15 protein-coding genes and 1 pseudogene are annotated in these 16,934 nt (G+C 39.0%); 5 read left to right on the forward strand and 11 right to left on the reverse strand.

The features are described 5' to 3' along the window. Window positions 1–47 precede the first annotated feature (47 nt). Window positions 48–1,010 (forward strand): D-2-hydroxyacid dehydrogenase, encoded by a 963-nt coding sequence (locus AC1DVB_RS05400; protein WP_477588450.1) that lies wholly within the window; start codon window positions 48–50, stop codon window positions 1,008–1,010. A gap of 309 nt (window positions 1,011–1,319) precedes the next feature. On the opposite strand, the gene AC1DVB_RS05405 is transcribed toward AC1DVB_RS05400, so the two are convergent. The 8 genes from AC1DVB_RS05405 to uraD form a co-directional block, all read right to left on the reverse strand. Then, a complete protein-coding gene (locus AC1DVB_RS05405) occupies window positions 1,320–2,078 on the reverse strand; it encodes a carbon-nitrogen hydrolase family protein (RefSeq protein ID WP_477588452.1) in 759 nt (252 codons plus the stop codon). A 223-nt stretch (window positions 2,079–2,301) separates the two neighbouring features. Then, window positions 2,302–3,213, reverse strand: coding sequence for a VanW family protein (locus AC1DVB_RS05410; RefSeq protein WP_328118539.1), 912 nt, complete (start codon window positions 3,211–3,213; stop codon window positions 2,302–2,304). A gap of 43 nt (window positions 3,214–3,256) precedes the next feature. Next, window positions 3,257–4,111, reverse strand: coding sequence for a hypothetical protein (locus AC1DVB_RS05415; RefSeq protein ID WP_477588454.1), 855 nt, complete (start codon window positions 4,109–4,111; stop codon window positions 3,257–3,259). A gap of 277 nt (window positions 4,112–4,388) precedes the next feature. Then, window positions 4,389–4,796: a DUF1259 domain-containing protein gene (locus AC1DVB_RS05420; protein WP_377331581.1), complete on the reverse strand. Its 408-nt coding sequence runs from the start codon at window positions 4,794–4,796 to the stop codon at window positions 4,389–4,391. Window positions 4,797–5,409: 613 nt separating this feature from the next. Continuing rightward, entirely contained in the window at window positions 5,410–5,949 is a 540-nt protein-coding gene (gene tpx / locus AC1DVB_RS05425; protein WP_063575047.1) for a thiol peroxidase, read from the reverse strand. A 30-nt stretch (window positions 5,950–5,979) separates the two neighbouring features. Beyond that, on the reverse strand, window positions 5,980–6,339 hold the full coding sequence (gene uraH / locus AC1DVB_RS05430) for a hydroxyisourate hydrolase (RefSeq protein ID WP_239859417.1): 360 nt from the start codon (window positions 6,337–6,339) through the stop codon (window positions 5,980–5,982). Beyond that, window positions 6,339–7,322, reverse strand: a complete 984-nt coding sequence (gene pucL / locus AC1DVB_RS05435) for a factor-independent urate hydroxylase (RefSeq protein ID WP_053536436.1) — start codon at window positions 7,320–7,322, stop codon at window positions 6,339–6,341. The genes uraH and pucL overlap by 1 nt, the downstream gene beginning before the upstream one ends. Before the next feature lie 13 nt (window positions 7,323–7,335). Then, a complete protein-coding gene (gene uraD, locus AC1DVB_RS05440) occupies window positions 7,336–7,833 on the reverse strand; it encodes a 2-oxo-4-hydroxy-4-carboxy-5-ureidoimidazoline decarboxylase (RefSeq protein ID WP_477588458.1) in 498 nt (165 codons plus the stop codon). 239 nt (window positions 7,834–8,072) lie between these two features. Here uraD and AC1DVB_RS05445 point away from each other — a divergent pair, with 239 nt between their 5' ends. Further along, complete coding sequence (locus AC1DVB_RS05445) at window positions 8,073–9,263, forward strand: PucR family transcriptional regulator (protein ID WP_477588460.1); 1,191 nt, start codon at window positions 8,073–8,075, stop codon at window positions 9,261–9,263. Between the two features lie 96 nt (window positions 9,264–9,359). On the opposite strand, the gene AC1DVB_RS05450 is transcribed toward AC1DVB_RS05445, so the two are convergent. Continuing rightward, the gene (locus AC1DVB_RS05450; RefSeq protein ID WP_477588462.1) at window positions 9,360–10,547 is read right to left on the reverse strand and encodes a PucR family transcriptional regulator; all 1,188 of its coding nucleotides are present in this window, start codon (window positions 10,545–10,547) and stop codon (window positions 9,360–9,362) included. 246 nt (window positions 10,548–10,793) lie between these two features. On the opposite strand from AC1DVB_RS05450, the gene AC1DVB_RS05455 reads away from it, so the two are divergent. Next, a complete protein-coding gene (locus AC1DVB_RS05455; RefSeq protein ID WP_057277118.1) occupies window positions 10,794–12,134 on the forward strand; it encodes a nucleobase:cation symporter-2 family protein in 1,341 nt (446 codons plus the stop codon). Between the two features lie 549 nt (window positions 12,135–12,683). On the opposite strand, the pseudogene AC1DVB_RS05460 reads toward AC1DVB_RS05455, so the two are convergent. Both AC1DVB_RS05460 and AC1DVB_RS05465 read right to left on the reverse strand, forming a co-directional pair. Continuing rightward, a pseudogene (locus tag AC1DVB_RS05460) lies at window positions 12,684–13,817 on the reverse strand (glycosyltransferase family 4 protein); the annotation flags it as partial. Then, window positions 13,814–14,914 (reverse strand): CotS family spore coat protein, encoded by a 1,101-nt coding sequence (locus AC1DVB_RS05465; protein WP_377331587.1) that lies wholly within the window; start codon window positions 14,912–14,914, stop codon window positions 13,814–13,816. The pseudogene AC1DVB_RS05460 and the gene AC1DVB_RS05465, both read right to left, overlap by 4 nt. Window positions 14,915–15,335: 421 nt before the next feature. On the opposite strand from AC1DVB_RS05465, the gene AC1DVB_RS05470 reads away from it, so the two are divergent. Both AC1DVB_RS05470 and AC1DVB_RS05475 read left to right on the forward strand, forming a co-directional pair. Beyond that, window positions 15,336–16,223, forward strand: a complete 888-nt coding sequence (locus tag AC1DVB_RS05470) for a Vgb family protein (RefSeq protein ID WP_290368918.1) — start codon at window positions 15,336–15,338, stop codon at window positions 16,221–16,223. A 25-nt stretch (window positions 16,224–16,248) separates the two neighbouring features. After that, entirely contained in the window at window positions 16,249–16,902 is a 654-nt protein-coding gene (locus tag AC1DVB_RS05475; RefSeq protein WP_230134696.1) for a Vat family streptogramin A O-acetyltransferase, read from the forward strand. The last annotated feature ends 32 nt before the right edge of the window (window positions 16,903–16,934 follow it).

The following is a 16,934-nucleotide window of genomic DNA, read 5'->3' on the forward strand; positions in this document are numbered from 1 at the left end:
GAGAAAGAAATTATACTATATATAAAGAATCAATAAGGAGAGAGCCAATGGGGGGTACACACAAACCAAGCATTCTTGTATTTAGTCCTATTCAATCAGAGGTCGATGCTTATGCTGATCATATCCGAAATAGTGGGTTTATATCGGTAAAGACAGCGAAAACTTTGGAGGAAGCAGAAAAATATTTACCCGGCACTGAAGTTATTTTGGGATGGAATTTCCCGACGCAATTACTAAGTAAACCAGTTGCCTCATCTGTTCGCTGGTTTCAATCAATGGGAGCCGGGGTCAATGATTTGATTGCAGACAAATCGATACCTCAAAACATTACAATAACTCGAATTATTGACCAATTTGGTGCTTACATCTCTGAATATGTATTTTCGTTTCTCTTGGACATAGTGAAAGACGGTCCTCGGATGAGACAATCGCAATTGGAGCGGAGATGGGATCCTTTCATTTCTGAAACTCTAAAGGGGAAAACAATCGGGGTGGCTGGACTTGGATCGATTGGCGCTGAACTTGTACGTAAAGCCCGGGCATTTGATATGAATGTGCATGGGTTAAGCTTTAGGGGAAAACAAGCAACACTCGTGGATCTCCACTTTACTCCAGACCAATGGGGTGAATTTGTAACAGATCTGGATTATTTGGTCCTGACCCTTCCTTTAACGGATTCCACTTATCATATCATTAACCAGGACCTTCTTTTAGCGATGAAGTCCAACGCTTACCTTATCAACGTTGGCCGCGGAGCATTGATAGATGAAGGGGATTTACTTTCTGTCATGCGAGCAGGACATCTACAGGGAGCAGTCCTCGATGTATTTGAGACAGAACCGCTGCCAAAAGAACATGCCTTCTGGTCCATGCCCAATGTGTTTGTCACTTCCCACCTGTCAGGACCAAGTACGATTAACGAAGTGAGCAGCTTTTTCATAGAAAATTTAAAGCGATTTTCAAGTGAACAACCATTAAATGGAATGGTAGATCGGAACCGAGGGTATTAAACCCGTTTAGAATTGTTGTTATTTGCTTGCAATTAAATATTTATTGAAAAGGCCGCATTCTTCAACGGAGGAATGCGACCTACAAACTAAAAGTGAATAATTTGATTTTTTTCAAGGATTATTGAAAGTGGATTTTCATTTGTTTAGCTTTATCTCCCTCTTACAAATCAAAAACCCTCACAAGAGATAGGCTTTTTTCGATGGAATTACCGTGTGGCGATGTACCACCATCCATTTGTTATCTCCTCATGTATCGTTCCATAAGAAACTGGCGCACCCTTTATCAACAAGAGTTGGTGTATGTTCTCATTATATGTACTCGATGTCGAAATGAGTCGATAGTAAATCCATGCTTTGTAAATCCCATTCAAAGGTAAGTATGGCTGATTGTTTTGATTTATGAGTCAGGAGGGGTACACCATTTTTTATGATCATGCTTTCTGCATCCCAAAAACGGACCGTTTCGTCTTCGCCAGTACGATTACAGACTATTACGGGCAGCCCTGTTTCTAGTGACCTTTGTTCCCATTCTCCCTCCGGACCATGTAATCCGTGACCCCAAGAAGACGGTGCAAGTAATATTTCTGCTCCTTTTTCAGATAAGGTGCAAGCAATATCTTTGTTATATGCGTCTGCACAAATCATAATACCAACCTCAACATTGTCTGTTTTTATTGGCTCCAATACTTCCCCTGATGCTGACCAATCATCAATAACACTGATTTTTCTCTGTTTACCTATTAAATGACCTTTTTTATCTATGACAAACACAGAATTATACAACTCTCCGTCACTGCCTTTTTCAGGGCAGCCCAAAAATACAGTGCTTTTCAAATTCTTTAGTTTACTGCCCAAATTATTCATCCAAGCATCAGGTTGCTTGTTAATCCATCCAGTCCCAACCTTATGATTGAATTGAAGTCCGCTGACACATAGTTCGGGTGTTATAATCCATTCGGCATTTTTATTTGCTGCAATATGAATGGCTTGTTCAATCAGTTTTTGGTTATGCTCCACATCACCAGCGATGGGCAATAGGTGCAGTAAAGCTATTTTTATTTTCCCCATAGTGGTCTCCTAAACATCAACTTATATTATGGTCATGCTTGTAATGATTGTAGCATGGACATGAATTGGCTTGTTCAAGTAATCTGTCCCGATAAAGAAAAAGCTGTTTCCTCCCCATCTCTAAACAAGCCCTTGCTCTAATGAGCAAAGGCTGTTTTTTTACGAGTTTCTTCTATATATAAACCAAATTTGCCTAAGGTGCCCCCATTCGTATACGGTACTTTTACGAACGAATAATTTGTTCTTTGGATATCTGCTTTGAAGCATCGGGAATCTTTCGTATTTTATAATTGATCATATCTGAAGAGTAAACCTTGATACTCACCATTCCTCCTTGGATTGTAGCCCGGATCAGGATCGGTTGATTGTACTTGTTTTTAAAACTAAAATCAGGCCCATACCAGCTTACTGTAGCATCGCGGCCAGATGGAACATACGGAACGCTCCTTGTATGGGAATAGCGTTGAACCGTTTGCAACCCTGCATTGTCGATAGCATTAAACAATGTGGATGAAACCTGGCAAATCCCTCCGCCAATCCCTTCAGAAAACTCTCCTTTAACGATAACCCGAGCGAGCAAATATCCTTTTTCTACTGACCTCTTGCCAACAACTTGGTTAAAAGAAAAGACCTCTCCTGGAAACACGACATAATTATTAATGGCTTCAGCAGCAAGTGAGATATTATTTGAACGATTTTTATTGTTCACATTAAAATAGGTTCTATATTCACCTATCTTTTTTTCACGAATTTCCGCAAGCATTTCGCTGTCAACCTTTGGATGAATAGCAAGCAAAGGTACTTCTAGTTTGTATGATCTACTACTGTACAAAAAGGAATGAAATTGTTCTTTAAAGGCTTGATGGTATAGCTTGTAACCTACCCGCCCAGGTAGAATATTACCTTGCTTGTCCATTGTGGCATTTACAGGTTTTTGGTAAACTTGCCGGTCTATTTTTTCGACAAATTGATTGTATTTATCCACATCCAACATAGGAACATCCAGGTAGGGCATCGTAATATCAGCATGGTTGACACTGGCAATCGTTTGTCCTTGGTGGGTTACCAATAAGCTTTCTGAAATATTCACTGATTGAACGAATAGCAAAAGTCCGGCAATCCATGTTAATCTCATTGAATGCACCTCCTATGTTGGTTTCCTTGAACATTCACAATTTTCACCTCAAGTCTTCATAAATTGCATCTTGATCAATAAACCAACGATCAGGCAAACTCTCCTTGCGGATCATAAAATGCATAACCTTTATTTCTTTGCCTTCTTTCTTCTTATAAATAGCTACTTGAACGGGTACATCCACGAGAAATAGACCATTTAGCTGTTCAGGCGGTTGTCTTAAAGGGTCAACCACTCCAAAGTATGTAATATCTTTAACAAGTTTAGTGACATCGTTGGCTTGACTCGGATTAGATAAGGTCATTGCTAATAATTCCTGATTTCCTTGATTAATGGCAATGGTGAAAATACGAATAAGTTCATAAGGATTTACGGTTTGTATATAATCATCAAGCTTACCAGCGGCTTTCAATATCATTAATTTATGAGAAAGATCTTCGTTTTTCAAACGATGCGTAATACTTCCAGAGAAATGAACACAAAAATGACCTGAAAAACCATTTGGAAGAGCACCAGCACCATGTGGCATTCCGTGCATGGATGCAGCTATCATTTGATTATTGATTAATACAATAATGGCTCTTCTATTCCAACTCCATTTATTATTATAAATTTTCTTCATGATTTGAGTATCTTCTTTGGTTAATGGCTGTACATCGGCATGATGGCTGCCTGCCCTTCGTTGTACCTTAAATGATAAACCAGTTTCAATATCGATTATGGTGAAATTTGTTTTATCAGGAATAATGTTATTTACAATCTCCCAAGGTAACATCTCAATTTTAAAACTTATAGGTCCTTCTTCATCTTCCCATTCCATGGCATAGACCGACTGATCGACCATTAAGACAAATATAAAAATAGCGATAATTACTTGATATAATATATTGTTTTTCATTTGGCCACTCCTGCATTTTTTCTTATTATTTCAGGACATAATAAATTGAATACCTTTGAAAATTTGGAAATTCTTCAAATTAAGCTAAAAAGGCTCAGACATGCTAGTAATGATGTTCTAATATGTACTTTTGATATTCCTAATTCGGTAACTTAGAAACTGCACAAGATGCCATGCGGCCTGCTCCGAAGAAAAATAAAAGACATGATATACAAAAAAGAAAACATCAGTGGGATTGATAATCTCACTGATGTAAGGCTTGCCTCTTATAGTCTGACTACACTTTTAATACTCTAAATGCATCTCTAACTTTTTTAGCAAAATCTAGTTGTGGTTCAATCGATTCAAAGTGCATATACATTGCCCGAGGTTCTTCAAATAACCAGTGATTATGAATAGAAGTAACTAAAAGGTCCCTTTTTCTGAGTTCAGTTAATAACGGGTTAACTTCTTCTTGTAAAAGAACTGTTTCCCCTAAATTTAACGCATTCCCCCTACTATCAACATTTTCAAACGTAAAAAATTGCGGATTGACTAGTGGAGATTGCGTTCTGCGATCAAGTATTGTGAATCTAATATTACGAAACTTTTGCACCAAGCATACTCCTTCTGGAGTAATCATTCCGTCTCCGCCTAAAATTCTTGCATATTCCTGACATAATCTTCTTCGTTTTTCCGAACTCATGAAAAACTAAAGATGCTTACATTGATAAATTGGGAACAATGAAAGGCTCTCACCTTCAACAAGAAATAAAAGAAGGCAAGGGCTTTTTAACTTTTATTGAATTAAACCACGGATCTTTCTTAAGTGGGAATGGATATGACCAGAAGAGTAGTTTTAAAAAGGAAATAGTCCCTCGATAGATTTTACCATTCGCTGATGTAAAAAATATCATTGCAGGGGCTGTTTGTTGTATCATCAAGAAATTGAAGTGGCAGGAGCTGAGATGACGGGTTTCAGGAGTTTACACGTATACTTATTTCTATTTCAGGTGTTTCTAGCATTGTTATGTTAATAAGTAAGTGAAAACATAAAAAGGGCACTCCCTTGAATAAGGAAGCGCTTCCATATTATATAAAGCTATTGGACTTTCATTATAGCATGATTATCATTCAAATAAAAGGAATTAATGTTTAATTTTAGTAATTATATTTTGACATTAGAAAGAGACCTGAATAAGTCACTGGAAAACTACTAATTTAATTCAGTATCAACAAAAGACCGTCCAGCTTTTGAAAATCGGACGGCCTTGCGGATAATAGAATGTACTTTTACTATCCTTCGTGAGGGAAAATGTTTATTTAGCTGCACCAGCTTTATTTATCACTTCCTTCGCTACCTGTAATGCGGATTCATAATCTGCGTGATCCGTGACTTCCGGTACATATTCCACATACTTAATGGTTCCTTCTTGATTTATTACAAATACTGCCCTGCATTCCAATCGTTGTTCTTTCATATACGTTCCATATGCAGTACCAAAAGACAAATCAAAGTGATCGGAAAGAATGGTTATAGCTTCGACATTACTTTCTTTGCACCATCTTGCTTGAGCAAAGGGAAGGTCTGCGCTGATAGCCAACACCGCTACATCATCACCCATTTTGCTTGCTTCTTCATTTAAGAGCCTTGTTTGTAAGTCACATACACCAGTATCAAGCGAAGGAACAGTCGTGATGATGCATGTCTTATTTTTATAGTCTGTTAAATGTACTTTACGGCGGTCATTTGTTAATAGTGTGAAGTCAGGGGCCATATCCCCTACTCTTAGTTCAGGACCAATCAAGGTCACTGGATTCCCGCCTAAAGTCACTGCACCAGTACGCTCATGTGCCAATTTGAACCCTCCAACTCTCTTACTGATTTATTAGCTTCCTCGGTAGGTGCTATATCCTCCCGGAGCAACAAGCAGAGGAACATGATAATGTTCTTCATTACTTCCTATTCCAAAACGAAGTGGGACCTTATTTAAAAATGGCCTTATATTTGGATCATTCGCACCATCATTGAAATATTCCCCGACATAAAAGACAAGCTCATACTCACCTGGTTTGAGATCATCCCCTTGAAGAAGCGGATCATCCACTCGCCCATCTTTGTTTGTACAGACCTCTTTTATGAAAGAATGGTCTCCCTGTTCTGCTATGGCCCAAAGTTCTATCTTCATCCCTTTTGCCGGCAGACCTTTAGAGAGGTCTAAAACATGTGTGGTCAGCTTACTGTCCATTATCGGGAAGCCCCTACAGTTGAATCAGCTGCCTTTTTTTGTTTAACGTCTTCTTGTGTAACGACAAAGCCTTGGAAGCCAAACGGAGGACGTGGTTCCTGATAAACACTTCCTTCTGAATTCGGAATGGTTTCCACAACGGTTTCCCAGGTACGATTATTGGTTTTAAATTGAACATTCGCCAGCTGAGGGAAACGTTCCAGAATCCTAATGCCAATATGATAAATGAGCTGCTGTATCGAACGGTTATTCAGTTCATGGAACACTGTGTTTGCAATATCACAAATTTGTTCTGCTGCTACATATTTTTCTGGATCCGCTCCAGTGCCATCCTCCCAGCGGCTATATTCCCAATCGAAATCCAAGTAGATAAATAGTGGACGATCCTGAGCTTCTGGCAATGTGGTGTATTCATCTTGAATAAATCCATAAAAAGAGCTTCCTTTAACCTTGATTAAATGGACATCAACTATTCCACTTGAATGCTTAACGATTTTGCTTCCGGTAGGTGTCCTTTTGACTTCGATTGTAGTGGTAGCCCTTTCATTTCTGGAACATCGATAGACAACATCACTATTTTCATGTCCTTCCCCTTTTGGAACGAGTACATGATCGAAGGGAACTTCAGTTGCTGTCAGTTCCACTGCATCTATGTGGCTATACTTATCAAGGAAAACTTCACATATGAACTTTAAAAATCCTTCCGCCGTATTTCCTTGATAATTGGCCGCCTGGCGATGAATGATGTTTTTCATGGAATCCGTTGCAACCACCAAGCTATTATCTCCTTCCGTAAAAGAAGATAAAAAAGCTTCCCCTTTTAGAGAAATCTGGCAATTGAATCCGAAAATAGTATTATCTCTTTCTGTGAAACTTGATTCCGGTATTTTCCTCAAACCTGTAAGAGGCTGCACAAAAGTCCTGTATACAAATACATCCCCTTTACCGTAATACATCGTTCTGTTTTCATTTTGAGCTGTCATATTATTCCTCCTCCTAGTTTATAAAATCAGATAACCTGTGGCTGGCGATTAAGTGGATTTGCTTGATGGCTTCCTTAAGTTCATTTTCCTGATCCAAACCAATCCTTCTTTTCATCTCTGCCTTTATCACCGTTTTATCGCTGCCACGGACAGCGAATATGAACGGAAATCCAAACTTTTCTTTATACTGATTATTTAGCGCATGAAATTCTTCATATTCATCCGGAGAAAGCGAATTCAAACCGGCTGCGAATTGTTCTTTAACTGATGCTTCAGCCATATCAATCCGGGCTGCTAAGTCCGGGTGAGACTTGATTAATTGGAGCTGTTCCGATAATGAGGCATTTTGCACAACTATTTCCATTTTCTGTTTTAGGTCCTCTACGGAAATGAATGGCTTGTACTCCCATGAACGCTCTGCTATCCATGGAGAATGTTCATATACCCAACCTAACTTTTCGATGAATTCCGCCTTGTTCAACTCATTAATGCTATTAAGGTCAGATATCAATACGGGCCCTCCCTTCTTCCAATTATTTTTATAATTCAAAACATTCTTAACTTAATTGAATTATATACGTGCGTTCATTTATAGGTCATTAGCTGAAAAAGCTAATATTTTTCCAACCCCATTGTGCTTACCGCACTCACCTTTTAAAGAACAGGCCATCTTAATGGCTTAGATCCAGTTGCCAATATTCAAAAAATTAGTTAAATTAGAGAAAAAAGGCACAGCGAAGGGGACCTATCATGCATTTAACGATGACTGATGCATTAAAATTACCACAGATCAAACAATGCCAAGTGGCAGCTGGCATGCAGGGACTTAATAGAGAAATAGAATCCATCAATAGCTTTGATGCTCCTGATGTGCTTTCCTGGTTGAAGCCAAATGAATTGATTCTAACAACCGGATACTTATTTCAAGATAATCCGCAACAATTAGACCAATTCGTAATCGAATTGGCAAAAATGAATTGTTCAGGATTGTTCATCAAACTGGAAGAAATTCCGCAAACCACCATCAGCATTGCCAATATGGCCAATTTGCCTATTCTCAAAATCCCCCCTGAGTTTTCGCTATCAGATATCATGTCTCCCCTGCTTCGTGAAATAGTGACGAGACAGAATGAACAAAAAGGGCAAAGTTATAGCATGGAGGATATTTCCGGAGTTGGTGCCAAAAATTTAAGTTACGGGATTTTAGGAATGACGGAGGACAAATCCAGCTTCCAACAAATTACTGGGAGCTTCATATGTACGGTTTTACCTTTAACGCTGCAATGGAATCAAAGGAATGATTCCAATACTTATAAACAGCTTATCAAGACAATTGAAACATTAACCGAGCAATATAAAATCGATAAGCTCATAAGGAATATCAAGGGCAGTCTAGTTATCATTTATCTGGATACCATCCCCCTAGGGAACACCCGCTTTTATTCACAAGTCACCCAGATAAGCCAACAGATTATCTCTACTTTGTCTACACACCTGCCAATGGAACTTACACTGGGAGTCGGTAACTATCATACAGGTATTAATAACCTGGCCAATAGCTTACAGGAAGCTTTACAATCTATTGATTTGGGAAAACGATTGAACCCAGGAAAGGAAATTTACGGCTACAAAGAATTAATAACATTTAAAATTTTGCAGTATGCTCCAAAAAATGTGCTCATGGATATTGTTACAGGTAATTTAGCACCGCTTAAGGACCATGACGATGAAACCCAGTCTGATCTGATCAAAACCTTGGAGGCATATTTGCAATGCAATCTTCGACCTGCTGAAACGGCCAGAAAAATGGGAGTACACCGAAACACTATCCATTTTCGAATTAAAAGCATAAAAAAACTATTAGGAATGGAATTAAGCAATGATGATCTGTTCACTTTAAAACTTGCCCTATATGCCAAACGCCTGCTGGATAATCGATAAGAAATGGCCCATACAAATGAAAAACTGCCAGGGATCCTTCATTCCCTGGCAGTTTTTCATGGGCAGTAACAGTTGATTCCCGATTGCTTCCTTTACCTAGTCATGTAATAATAACTTCGCAGCCTTTATACTAAACTGCAATTTAAAAGCAATATCCCTCGATTTTAAATCAACTCCTAATAAGTCTTCAATTCTAGACAAACGGAACTTTACAGTATTTCGATGCACAAACAAAGCCCGTGCCGCATCTTCTATTCTCCCTCTTGAAAATAGATAGGTTTCCAGCGTTTTTAATAACTCCCCCTCATTTTCCCTATCATATACAATAAGCGGCTGAATCATGGATAGCACGTATTGAGTTATGGCATCCTTAGGGATTTGGTTTATTAGATCTTCAACTTCAACGCTTGCGTAATCATTGATATTAGTCGGGTTAAGCCTCGAGCCTAGTTGAATGGCCTTTTTAGCTTCAATAAACCCTTCTTTCATATTGTAGATTTCTTTTTTCACCTTGCTTAACCCAATGGATAGTGAAGTGCCAGGATTATCTTTGGATATAAGACCTTCTAAAAGGATGGCAATTCTTTGAGCCTGCATAAGCAGGTGTTCATCAGTCACCATCCCTTTCCCTTGCAGGATAATCAATTGACCATCGAAGTCGATATTCCAATACTTGAAATCTTCCCTTTCCGTTTGGCTTAATTTCTCCAACATTCTGCCAATTGGAAAGAATGAATCCCCTTCTTCTTTCGTTCCGTTTATTAAGAGCAGAATATATGGCCTATCGGGATTAAAGCCAAATTCCTGTAATTGGGGGATAAAAGATGAACTCCTATTTTCCCCATTCAAAAGAGAATGAAAAACTTCAACACTTCCTTTTCCATTGTGTTTCACTTTCTCCTTATTAACAAGTTCATATGTAAAGCTGAATAATAAGTCGGATAAAGGCATTTCATAAGGAATCTCCAGCAGTGGGAAATTGTACTTGTTCGCTTCTTCCACCATTCCAGGAGGAATCGTAGAAAGAAACCGCTTAATCTTGATAGCTAATCCAGCACTTCCTCTTTTCGACAATTCCCTAACAAGATTGATTTGAGCATTCAGGTCATCCTTAAACACATAACCGGTTGTCAGCAGGAGTTCCCCTCGTTTAATCCATGATATATCCGGATGATCCATTATACTTACTGAATTAATTACCCGAGTTAACCCTTGACTTCCTCCAATAACTTCCACTTGGTTTAGGGCAGGAAGTTTCAAAGCTTTTTCGATCGTTAAATACATATTTCTCCCCCTATTCTTCTTAATTATATACAGAATGAACTAGAATGAATATTCATATTTTTCCAAAAAATAGTCTTGATTTAGCATTATGGCGGTGATAATATAAAAATACACCGATTTTGTAAATAGCGTTTCTTAATAAGCAACAAAAAACCATCCATAAGGAAGTATTTACAAAATCACAAGGAGGCGATTTCGTTACATTCATATAATTGGAAAGTCGTGACTAATTAAAAGGGGGCAAACATGGAAAAATTGAGCAAACTAAACACGTTATTGTTAGGTTTACAGCATGTTTGTGTAATGTATGGAGGAGCGGTAGCTGTTCCACTAATCGTCGGTCCTGCAATCGGGTTGACACAAGAACAGATCATATACCTGATCTCGTTTGATTTACTCGCCTGCGGGATAGTCACCTTGCTTCAAGTTATTGGCGGTAAAGGATTTGGTATAAGATTACCTGCTTTAATGGCTGTTTCTTTTATCGTGGTCGAGCCAGTAATAGCCATAGGATCGGTCCATAGTATAACCGGGGTTTTAGGGGCAGTTATGGTATCCGGAATAATTGTTGCCCTTTTATCAGGAGTAATCGGTAAATTAATACCCTATTTCCCACCAATTGTTGCAGGGTCCGTCATATTAATCATAGGCGTGTCATTAATGCCAGTTGCCATGAAAAATGCAGCGGGCGGAGTCGGTTCCCCCACCTTTGGAGATCCTATGAATCTAATGCTAGCCTGTTTTACACTAGTGAGTTTCCTTTTATTGAATACACTTACCAAAGGTTTCTTGAAAGCGGTTTCAGTTCTTTTCGCCATGATTCTCGGCACTATATTGGCTGGTTTTTTAGGTATGGTCGATACCTCTGGCTTTACAGAGGCCAGCTGGTTTACAATGGTGACTCCTTTTTATTTTGGGGTACCTACCTTCGACCTTTCATCTATTATCACCATGACAATCATATCTTTAATCATAGCTGTGGAAAGTATAGGCGTCTTTTTGACACTCGGGGAAGTATGCGGGAAGGAAATAACCGAAAAAGATGTGGAAAAGGGCCTCCGTGCAGAAGGAATAGGGAGCTTCATAAGCGGTATCTTCAACTCTTTCAACCATTCTACCTTCTCACAAAATGTTGGCTTGGTCTTGCTGACAAAGGTAACTCAGCGCTCGGTAGTAGTCACGGCAGGTTGTATCCTAATCTTTCTAGCTTTTGTGCCTAAGGTTGCCGGTCTTACGACGATGATCCCTTTACCCGTTCTGGGCGGGGCCATGATACCAATGTTCGGCATGCTTCTATCTGCAGCTTTGGGGATGATAGCCAAAGCTGATTTAAGCAAACCTTCCAATCAATTGACGATTGCACTTGGGATAGGAGTCGGTCTGGCAGTCAAGGGGGTCCCGGAAGCATTCGATAAATTCCCGGAAACAGTCCAATTAATATGTGGAAACGGAGTCGTGATGGGTACAATAACACTGGTTGTGTTAAATGCCATTCTGAATGGAAAAACAAATCCATCCATTACACACCATCATTCCATACCCGAAATTCAACCAAGCATGAGCCAGAATATTAATATCCACCCTTAGAAAGTAGCGGACAAGGCAATTCTCTAAGGGTGTCTAGTTGGCTAGGTTCTCCAACACTTTTAATTATAACCTTATTCAGGGAATTTTCAAACAAATAATACAAGCACCTTGAACAGCCTATTTAATAGGTGAGCAGGGTGCTTTTTTTTACTCAATTATGGCTCTTCAACTTGTTTCATTTGAAAAGAGAGCGATTTAACCCTCCAAAGTTTGAAGTCAATCCCGAAATTCCCGACCTTTTTCGAATCTACATTCAAGGGGTCCCTTAAATTTTTTTTTCTACAAAGTCTGATTCCGTGGGGTGTCATCGACAAATTTTCCGCATAATAAAATTGAAATTCGGGGTGGTTCTGGAGAGCTTTAAGCTTAACTTTCTTAGCTTATTAGGGGGTAATGGAGGTAGGTCCTGCAAATGCATCATCGCCAATCATTTTGTTTTTCGTACCCTTTAGGAATGGTTCAAATGAATGTCATCCGTAACCCCTTCAGCACCAGTGACAAGTATATTTAAGCGCAATACACAACCGCTTTTGATTGGTTATACAGTTATTTTTTCCAAACTTCAAGTATTTCAGATCCTACTCGATCCCATTCATATAAGCTAAGGGCAAGTTCTCTGCCTCGTTCGCCCATTTTTTTCATTAGTGACCTGTTTGATAGAATTTCTGTAATCTTCTCTGTAAAACATCCAGGATCTTCTGGATTCTCTACTACAAGCCCATTCTCTCTTATACGAATGACCTCTGGATTTCCGCCTCTTGCAGTTGTTACGATTGGAAGCCCTGAAGCCATCGCTTCATAATGGACGCGCGCAAGCGGTTCTTGCCATATTGATGTACACACGAATAAATCGGCAGAAGCAAACCAATTTTGTATTTCACTAGGTGCGACAAAACCTGTTGAAACAACTGGGATAGGCAGCTTTTTTGCCAATGCTCTTACATAAGCTACATAATCGGTAACATCATTTTGGCTGAACCATTTACTTCCGACAATAACTAAAGCCAAATCCTTAAATTTACTTGAAAGCTCAGGCAGTGCCCGAATTAACCTATCTACACCTTTATTACTTGAAAGTCTTCCTGCAAATAATATGACCGTTTTGTTTTCAAGACCGTTTGCTTTACGTAATTCATTACGAATTTTTTGCATTTTCGAGTGACTGCCGGGCAGAAATCGATTGGTGTCAACACCAGAATAGATGGTGCGGATCTTTGATGAAGCTTGCGGATATAAACTTTTTATGACATTCCCTATATAATCACTGACAGTTACAATATTCGTAACTTCGTCTATGGCTGCTTTTGCTTCTTCCGGATTGATTTTCTCTGGATTAAACATATCATTATGCATGCTAAGGGTAATTTTTGAATGAGGGGCTGCTTTTCGGACAGGAAGGACTAGCCGAGGCCGATTGAAGATATGAATTAGATCGTAATGATTTGCTTCAAGATAGCTGACAACCTCTTCTCGATATACTTCGAATATTTTTCCAGGTACACGTACATAACGGTTTCCATCAATCGTCTCTTGATCAGGGAGTGATGGATCATTAATACCTAAAACCGTAATATCATGGGCTTTACTTAAATGCGGCAGGATGCCTGAGATATAGGTTTGAATGGCCCCGCCCAGTACCGGAGGAACAGGAAGCTTTTCGGTACAAATCATTAAAACTTTCATGCTTGTTCCATTCCCTTCCAATCATCTTTAATTTCTTCTAACACTGGCCATTTTGTTTGATCGGTATCAACGATTGTTTGAATCATCGTTGTTGTTTGATCAGTTAGAAATAATTCAGGTTCATATACTACTTCTTTAACATTCTTGTAAAATTCATTTGGTGCAGATAAATCGATCATTAAGAGATCATATAGTTGCGATGAAATTGGATTTGCTTCGTGATAGGACTTGATCATTTCCCTTACCCAAGTTGCATCCCATCTATATAAATCCGCCATGGTGCCGGTAATCAGTTTTCTTAAATCGCGAATAGGAAGGTCATAAGCAACACCGTCAAGATCAATAATCCACATTCCATTAGAGCCCATTTGACCATTTGACCAGCCATAATCTTGATGCACTAATCCCCAATATTCATTTCCTTGTTGCGCTAGCTCTAGATAGCTTGATTCATTTAATCTTTCTAAGCTTCTTTTTGCTTGTTCTTCAAATTCATTTAGAACATTCAGCAAATAGGGGCTTGCAGGCATTTCTTCATATGCATTAGCAATGTTTCGAAACCAATCCATCTTATTGATGACTTTTTCATAAGTCGCTGGCCATTTATATAACCGGGATGCAACTTCAGCTTGTTTAGGCGGAACATACCCTTTGCTTAAAAGGTGGAATTCGCCGAGAGCATTACAAAGATGTTTGGCTCCTTCCAAATCTTTTGATACAGGTGCCAATGATTCGATCCACTCAGCGACGAACCATAACTTCCCTCCAGCCTCAACATAATCCTTTCCATCTTTGGTTTTCACGATGGGCGGTACTCTTGCTTCCTTAACATTAACTAAATATTCTTGAGCTCCTAAACTAAACATGCTTCTTGTAGGTCTTCTGTGTAAAAGTTTTAAACTCTTTGGCCCTTGACTTGTTTCCATTTTCCATATAGAGCCGCCTTTATCTGGTTTTGTTGTAACAACTTGAATGTTCTGAACGGAGAAACCGTAATGTTCAAGAACTTCCAGTGCCATTTTTTCAATATATTCAGGAACAAAAAACTCATGAGTGAGTTCATCTTCTTCCCAAGGCACAATTATTGCTTTCTCCATGAAAACCCCTCCTGTGATATATATAAATGTATTTTCCGCCAAAATAAGGGCAAGGTCACGACAGATTCATTATGTTCTAATATCAGGCTGTATCCATATACATGCATAATTTTCTAATGTTGAATATTGTTCTTTATTAAATACCCATGATTAATCAACACCGCTGGAGTAACCATACTTTTAATAAACTATGTGGAAAAAAAACTTTTGTATCAGACAATTCACCCAAATTGTTAGGTAATTGGGTTCTGCTGCAAATATGACCAATTGGAAACATAGAATCTTAAATAACCTTTTCATCTATGAATTAAAATCTCTCCTTGGACAGACTTCACCCCATGTGCAAAAACTTTTTCGCAGGATTTCAATTATCTATAACGAATGACTAGAAGAATTTCATACAAAAAGGAGGAGGCATATAGTGGGGATAAAAATGGACGAATACGAACTTCTTGACAAAGATTCAGGCCCATATGGAATAACTGCCGGAAAAGATGGTGCGCTATGGTTTACACAACATAAAGCAAATCAAATTGGGCGAATGACCGTTAACGGTGAAGTTACTCCATTCATCGTTCCTACACCCAACGCCGGTGTGCTATCTATAATCTCCACAACTCAGGGAGATGTATGGTTTACGGAAAATAGGGCGAATAAAATTGGAAAACTGACAGGTACAGGTGAAATCATCGAATATACTCTCCCGAGTCCAAACTCAGCACCTTTTGGAATAACGGAAGGACACAATGGAGACATTTGGTTTACCGAGATGAATGGAAATAGGATAGGGCGAATTTTATCATCAGGTGAAATTATTCAGTATGATTTACCGAGTCCCGGCTCTTACCCCTCTTTCATTGTTGCTGGAACTGACGGTGCCATTTGGTTTACTGAGAATCAGAGTAATCAAATTGGGCGCATTACGATGCTTGGAGAAGTGACTAATTACACATTGCCAACAAAAAATGCTGGCCCTGTAGGGATTACAAGCGGCCCGGACGGTGCACTCTGGTTTGTGGAAATTAACGGAAATAAAATCGGGCGCATTACTACTTCTGGAACAATATGTGAATATACCATCCCTACTGCAGATGCCCGCCCACACGCAATAGTGACAGGTCCTGACTGTGCTTTATGGTTCACTGAATGGGGAAGTAATCAAATTGGGCGCATTACCATGCAAGGAGAAATTACGGAATATCCAATTCCTACACAAAATGCGGAGCCACATGGAATTGCATCAGGTCCTGATGGTGCCATTTGGTTCACTGAGGAATGCAATAAGATCGGACGGCTAAGTATATTATAAACACCCTGAAAGGCAGTGGATATGCATGGAATCTAATAAGCAACATGGACCAAATCCTCAAGATAAATATCCGATTAAAGGAAATCACGTCGTGCAATTCATTAAAAATACAATCACTAGACCAAACATTATTGCGGGTGAATATTCATATTACGATGCAAGAAATGGTGAGTCTTTTGAAGATCAAGTGTTATATCACTACGAATTCTTCGGTGACCGGCTTGTCATCGGGAAATTTTGCGCCATGGCACCTGGTGTAACGTTTATTATGAATGGAGCCAACCATAGAATGGATGGTTTTTCAACCTACCCCTTCAACATTTTCGGACACGGATGGGAAAAGTATACGCCAACGTTAGATCAGTTGCCGTTTAAAGGTGATACCATAATTGGAAATGATGTTTGGATAGGAATGGATACTGTCATCATGCCTGGAATAAAAATCGGGGATGGTGCAATTGTAGCCGCCAAATCGGTTATTACCAAAGATGTGGAACCTTACACCATCGTTGGAGGGAATCCCGAAAAGAAACTTAAAACCCGCTTCTCAAAAGAAATCATTAACGAACTGCTGGAAATTAAATGGTGGGATTTAGATATTGATATCATCTCTGCTCATATTGATGTGATAGTAAATGGGGATATGGAAAACCTAAGAATCTTAAAAAGTAAAAGATGACAATTCATCAACTTCAGAGAGTCCAATTCTTG

This window comes from Peribacillus sp. P4_D6, from assembly GCF_056401795.1.

Excerpts from the sequence above, each read along its gene's own strand:
- AC1DVB_RS05465 (WP_377331587.1), bottom strand. The coding sequence starts at position 14,914 with ATGGAGAAAGCAATAATTGTGCCTTGGGAAGAAGATGAACTCACTCAT.
- pucL (WP_053536436.1), bottom strand. The coding sequence starts at position 7,322 with ATGACAGCTCAAAATGAAAACAGAACGATGTATTACGGTAAAGGGGAT.
- AC1DVB_RS05400 (WP_477588450.1), top strand. The coding sequence starts at position 48 with ATGGGGGGTACACACAAACCAAGCATTCTTGTATTTAGTCCTATTCAA.
- AC1DVB_RS05445 (WP_477588460.1), top strand. The coding sequence starts at position 8,073 with ATGCATTTAACGATGACTGATGCATTAAAATTACCACAGATCAAACAA.
- AC1DVB_RS05415 (WP_477588454.1), bottom strand. The coding sequence starts at position 4,111 with ATGAAAAACAATATATTATATCAAGTAATTATCGCTATTTTTATATTT.
- uraH (WP_239859417.1), bottom strand. The coding sequence starts at position 6,339 with ATGGACAGTAAGCTGACCACACATGTTTTAGACCTCTCTAAAGGTCTG.
- AC1DVB_RS05405 (WP_477588452.1), bottom strand. The coding sequence starts at position 2,078 with ATGGGGAAAATAAAAATAGCTTTACTGCACCTATTGCCCATCGCTGGT.
- AC1DVB_RS05455 (WP_057277118.1), top strand. The coding sequence starts at position 10,794 with ATGGAAAAATTGAGCAAACTAAACACGTTATTGTTAGGTTTACAGCAT.
- AC1DVB_RS05475 (WP_230134696.1), top strand. The coding sequence starts at position 16,249 with ATGGAATCTAATAAGCAACATGGACCAAATCCTCAAGATAAATATCCG.
- AC1DVB_RS05420 (WP_377331581.1), bottom strand. The coding sequence starts at position 4,796 with ATGAGTTCGGAAAAACGAAGAAGATTATGTCAGGAATATGCAAGAATT.
- AC1DVB_RS05450 (WP_477588462.1), bottom strand. The coding sequence starts at position 10,547 with ATGTATTTAACGATCGAAAAAGCTTTGAAACTTCCTGCCCTAAACCAA.
- AC1DVB_RS05410 (WP_328118539.1), bottom strand. The coding sequence starts at position 3,213 with ATGAGATTAACATGGATTGCCGGACTTTTGCTATTCGTTCAATCAGTG.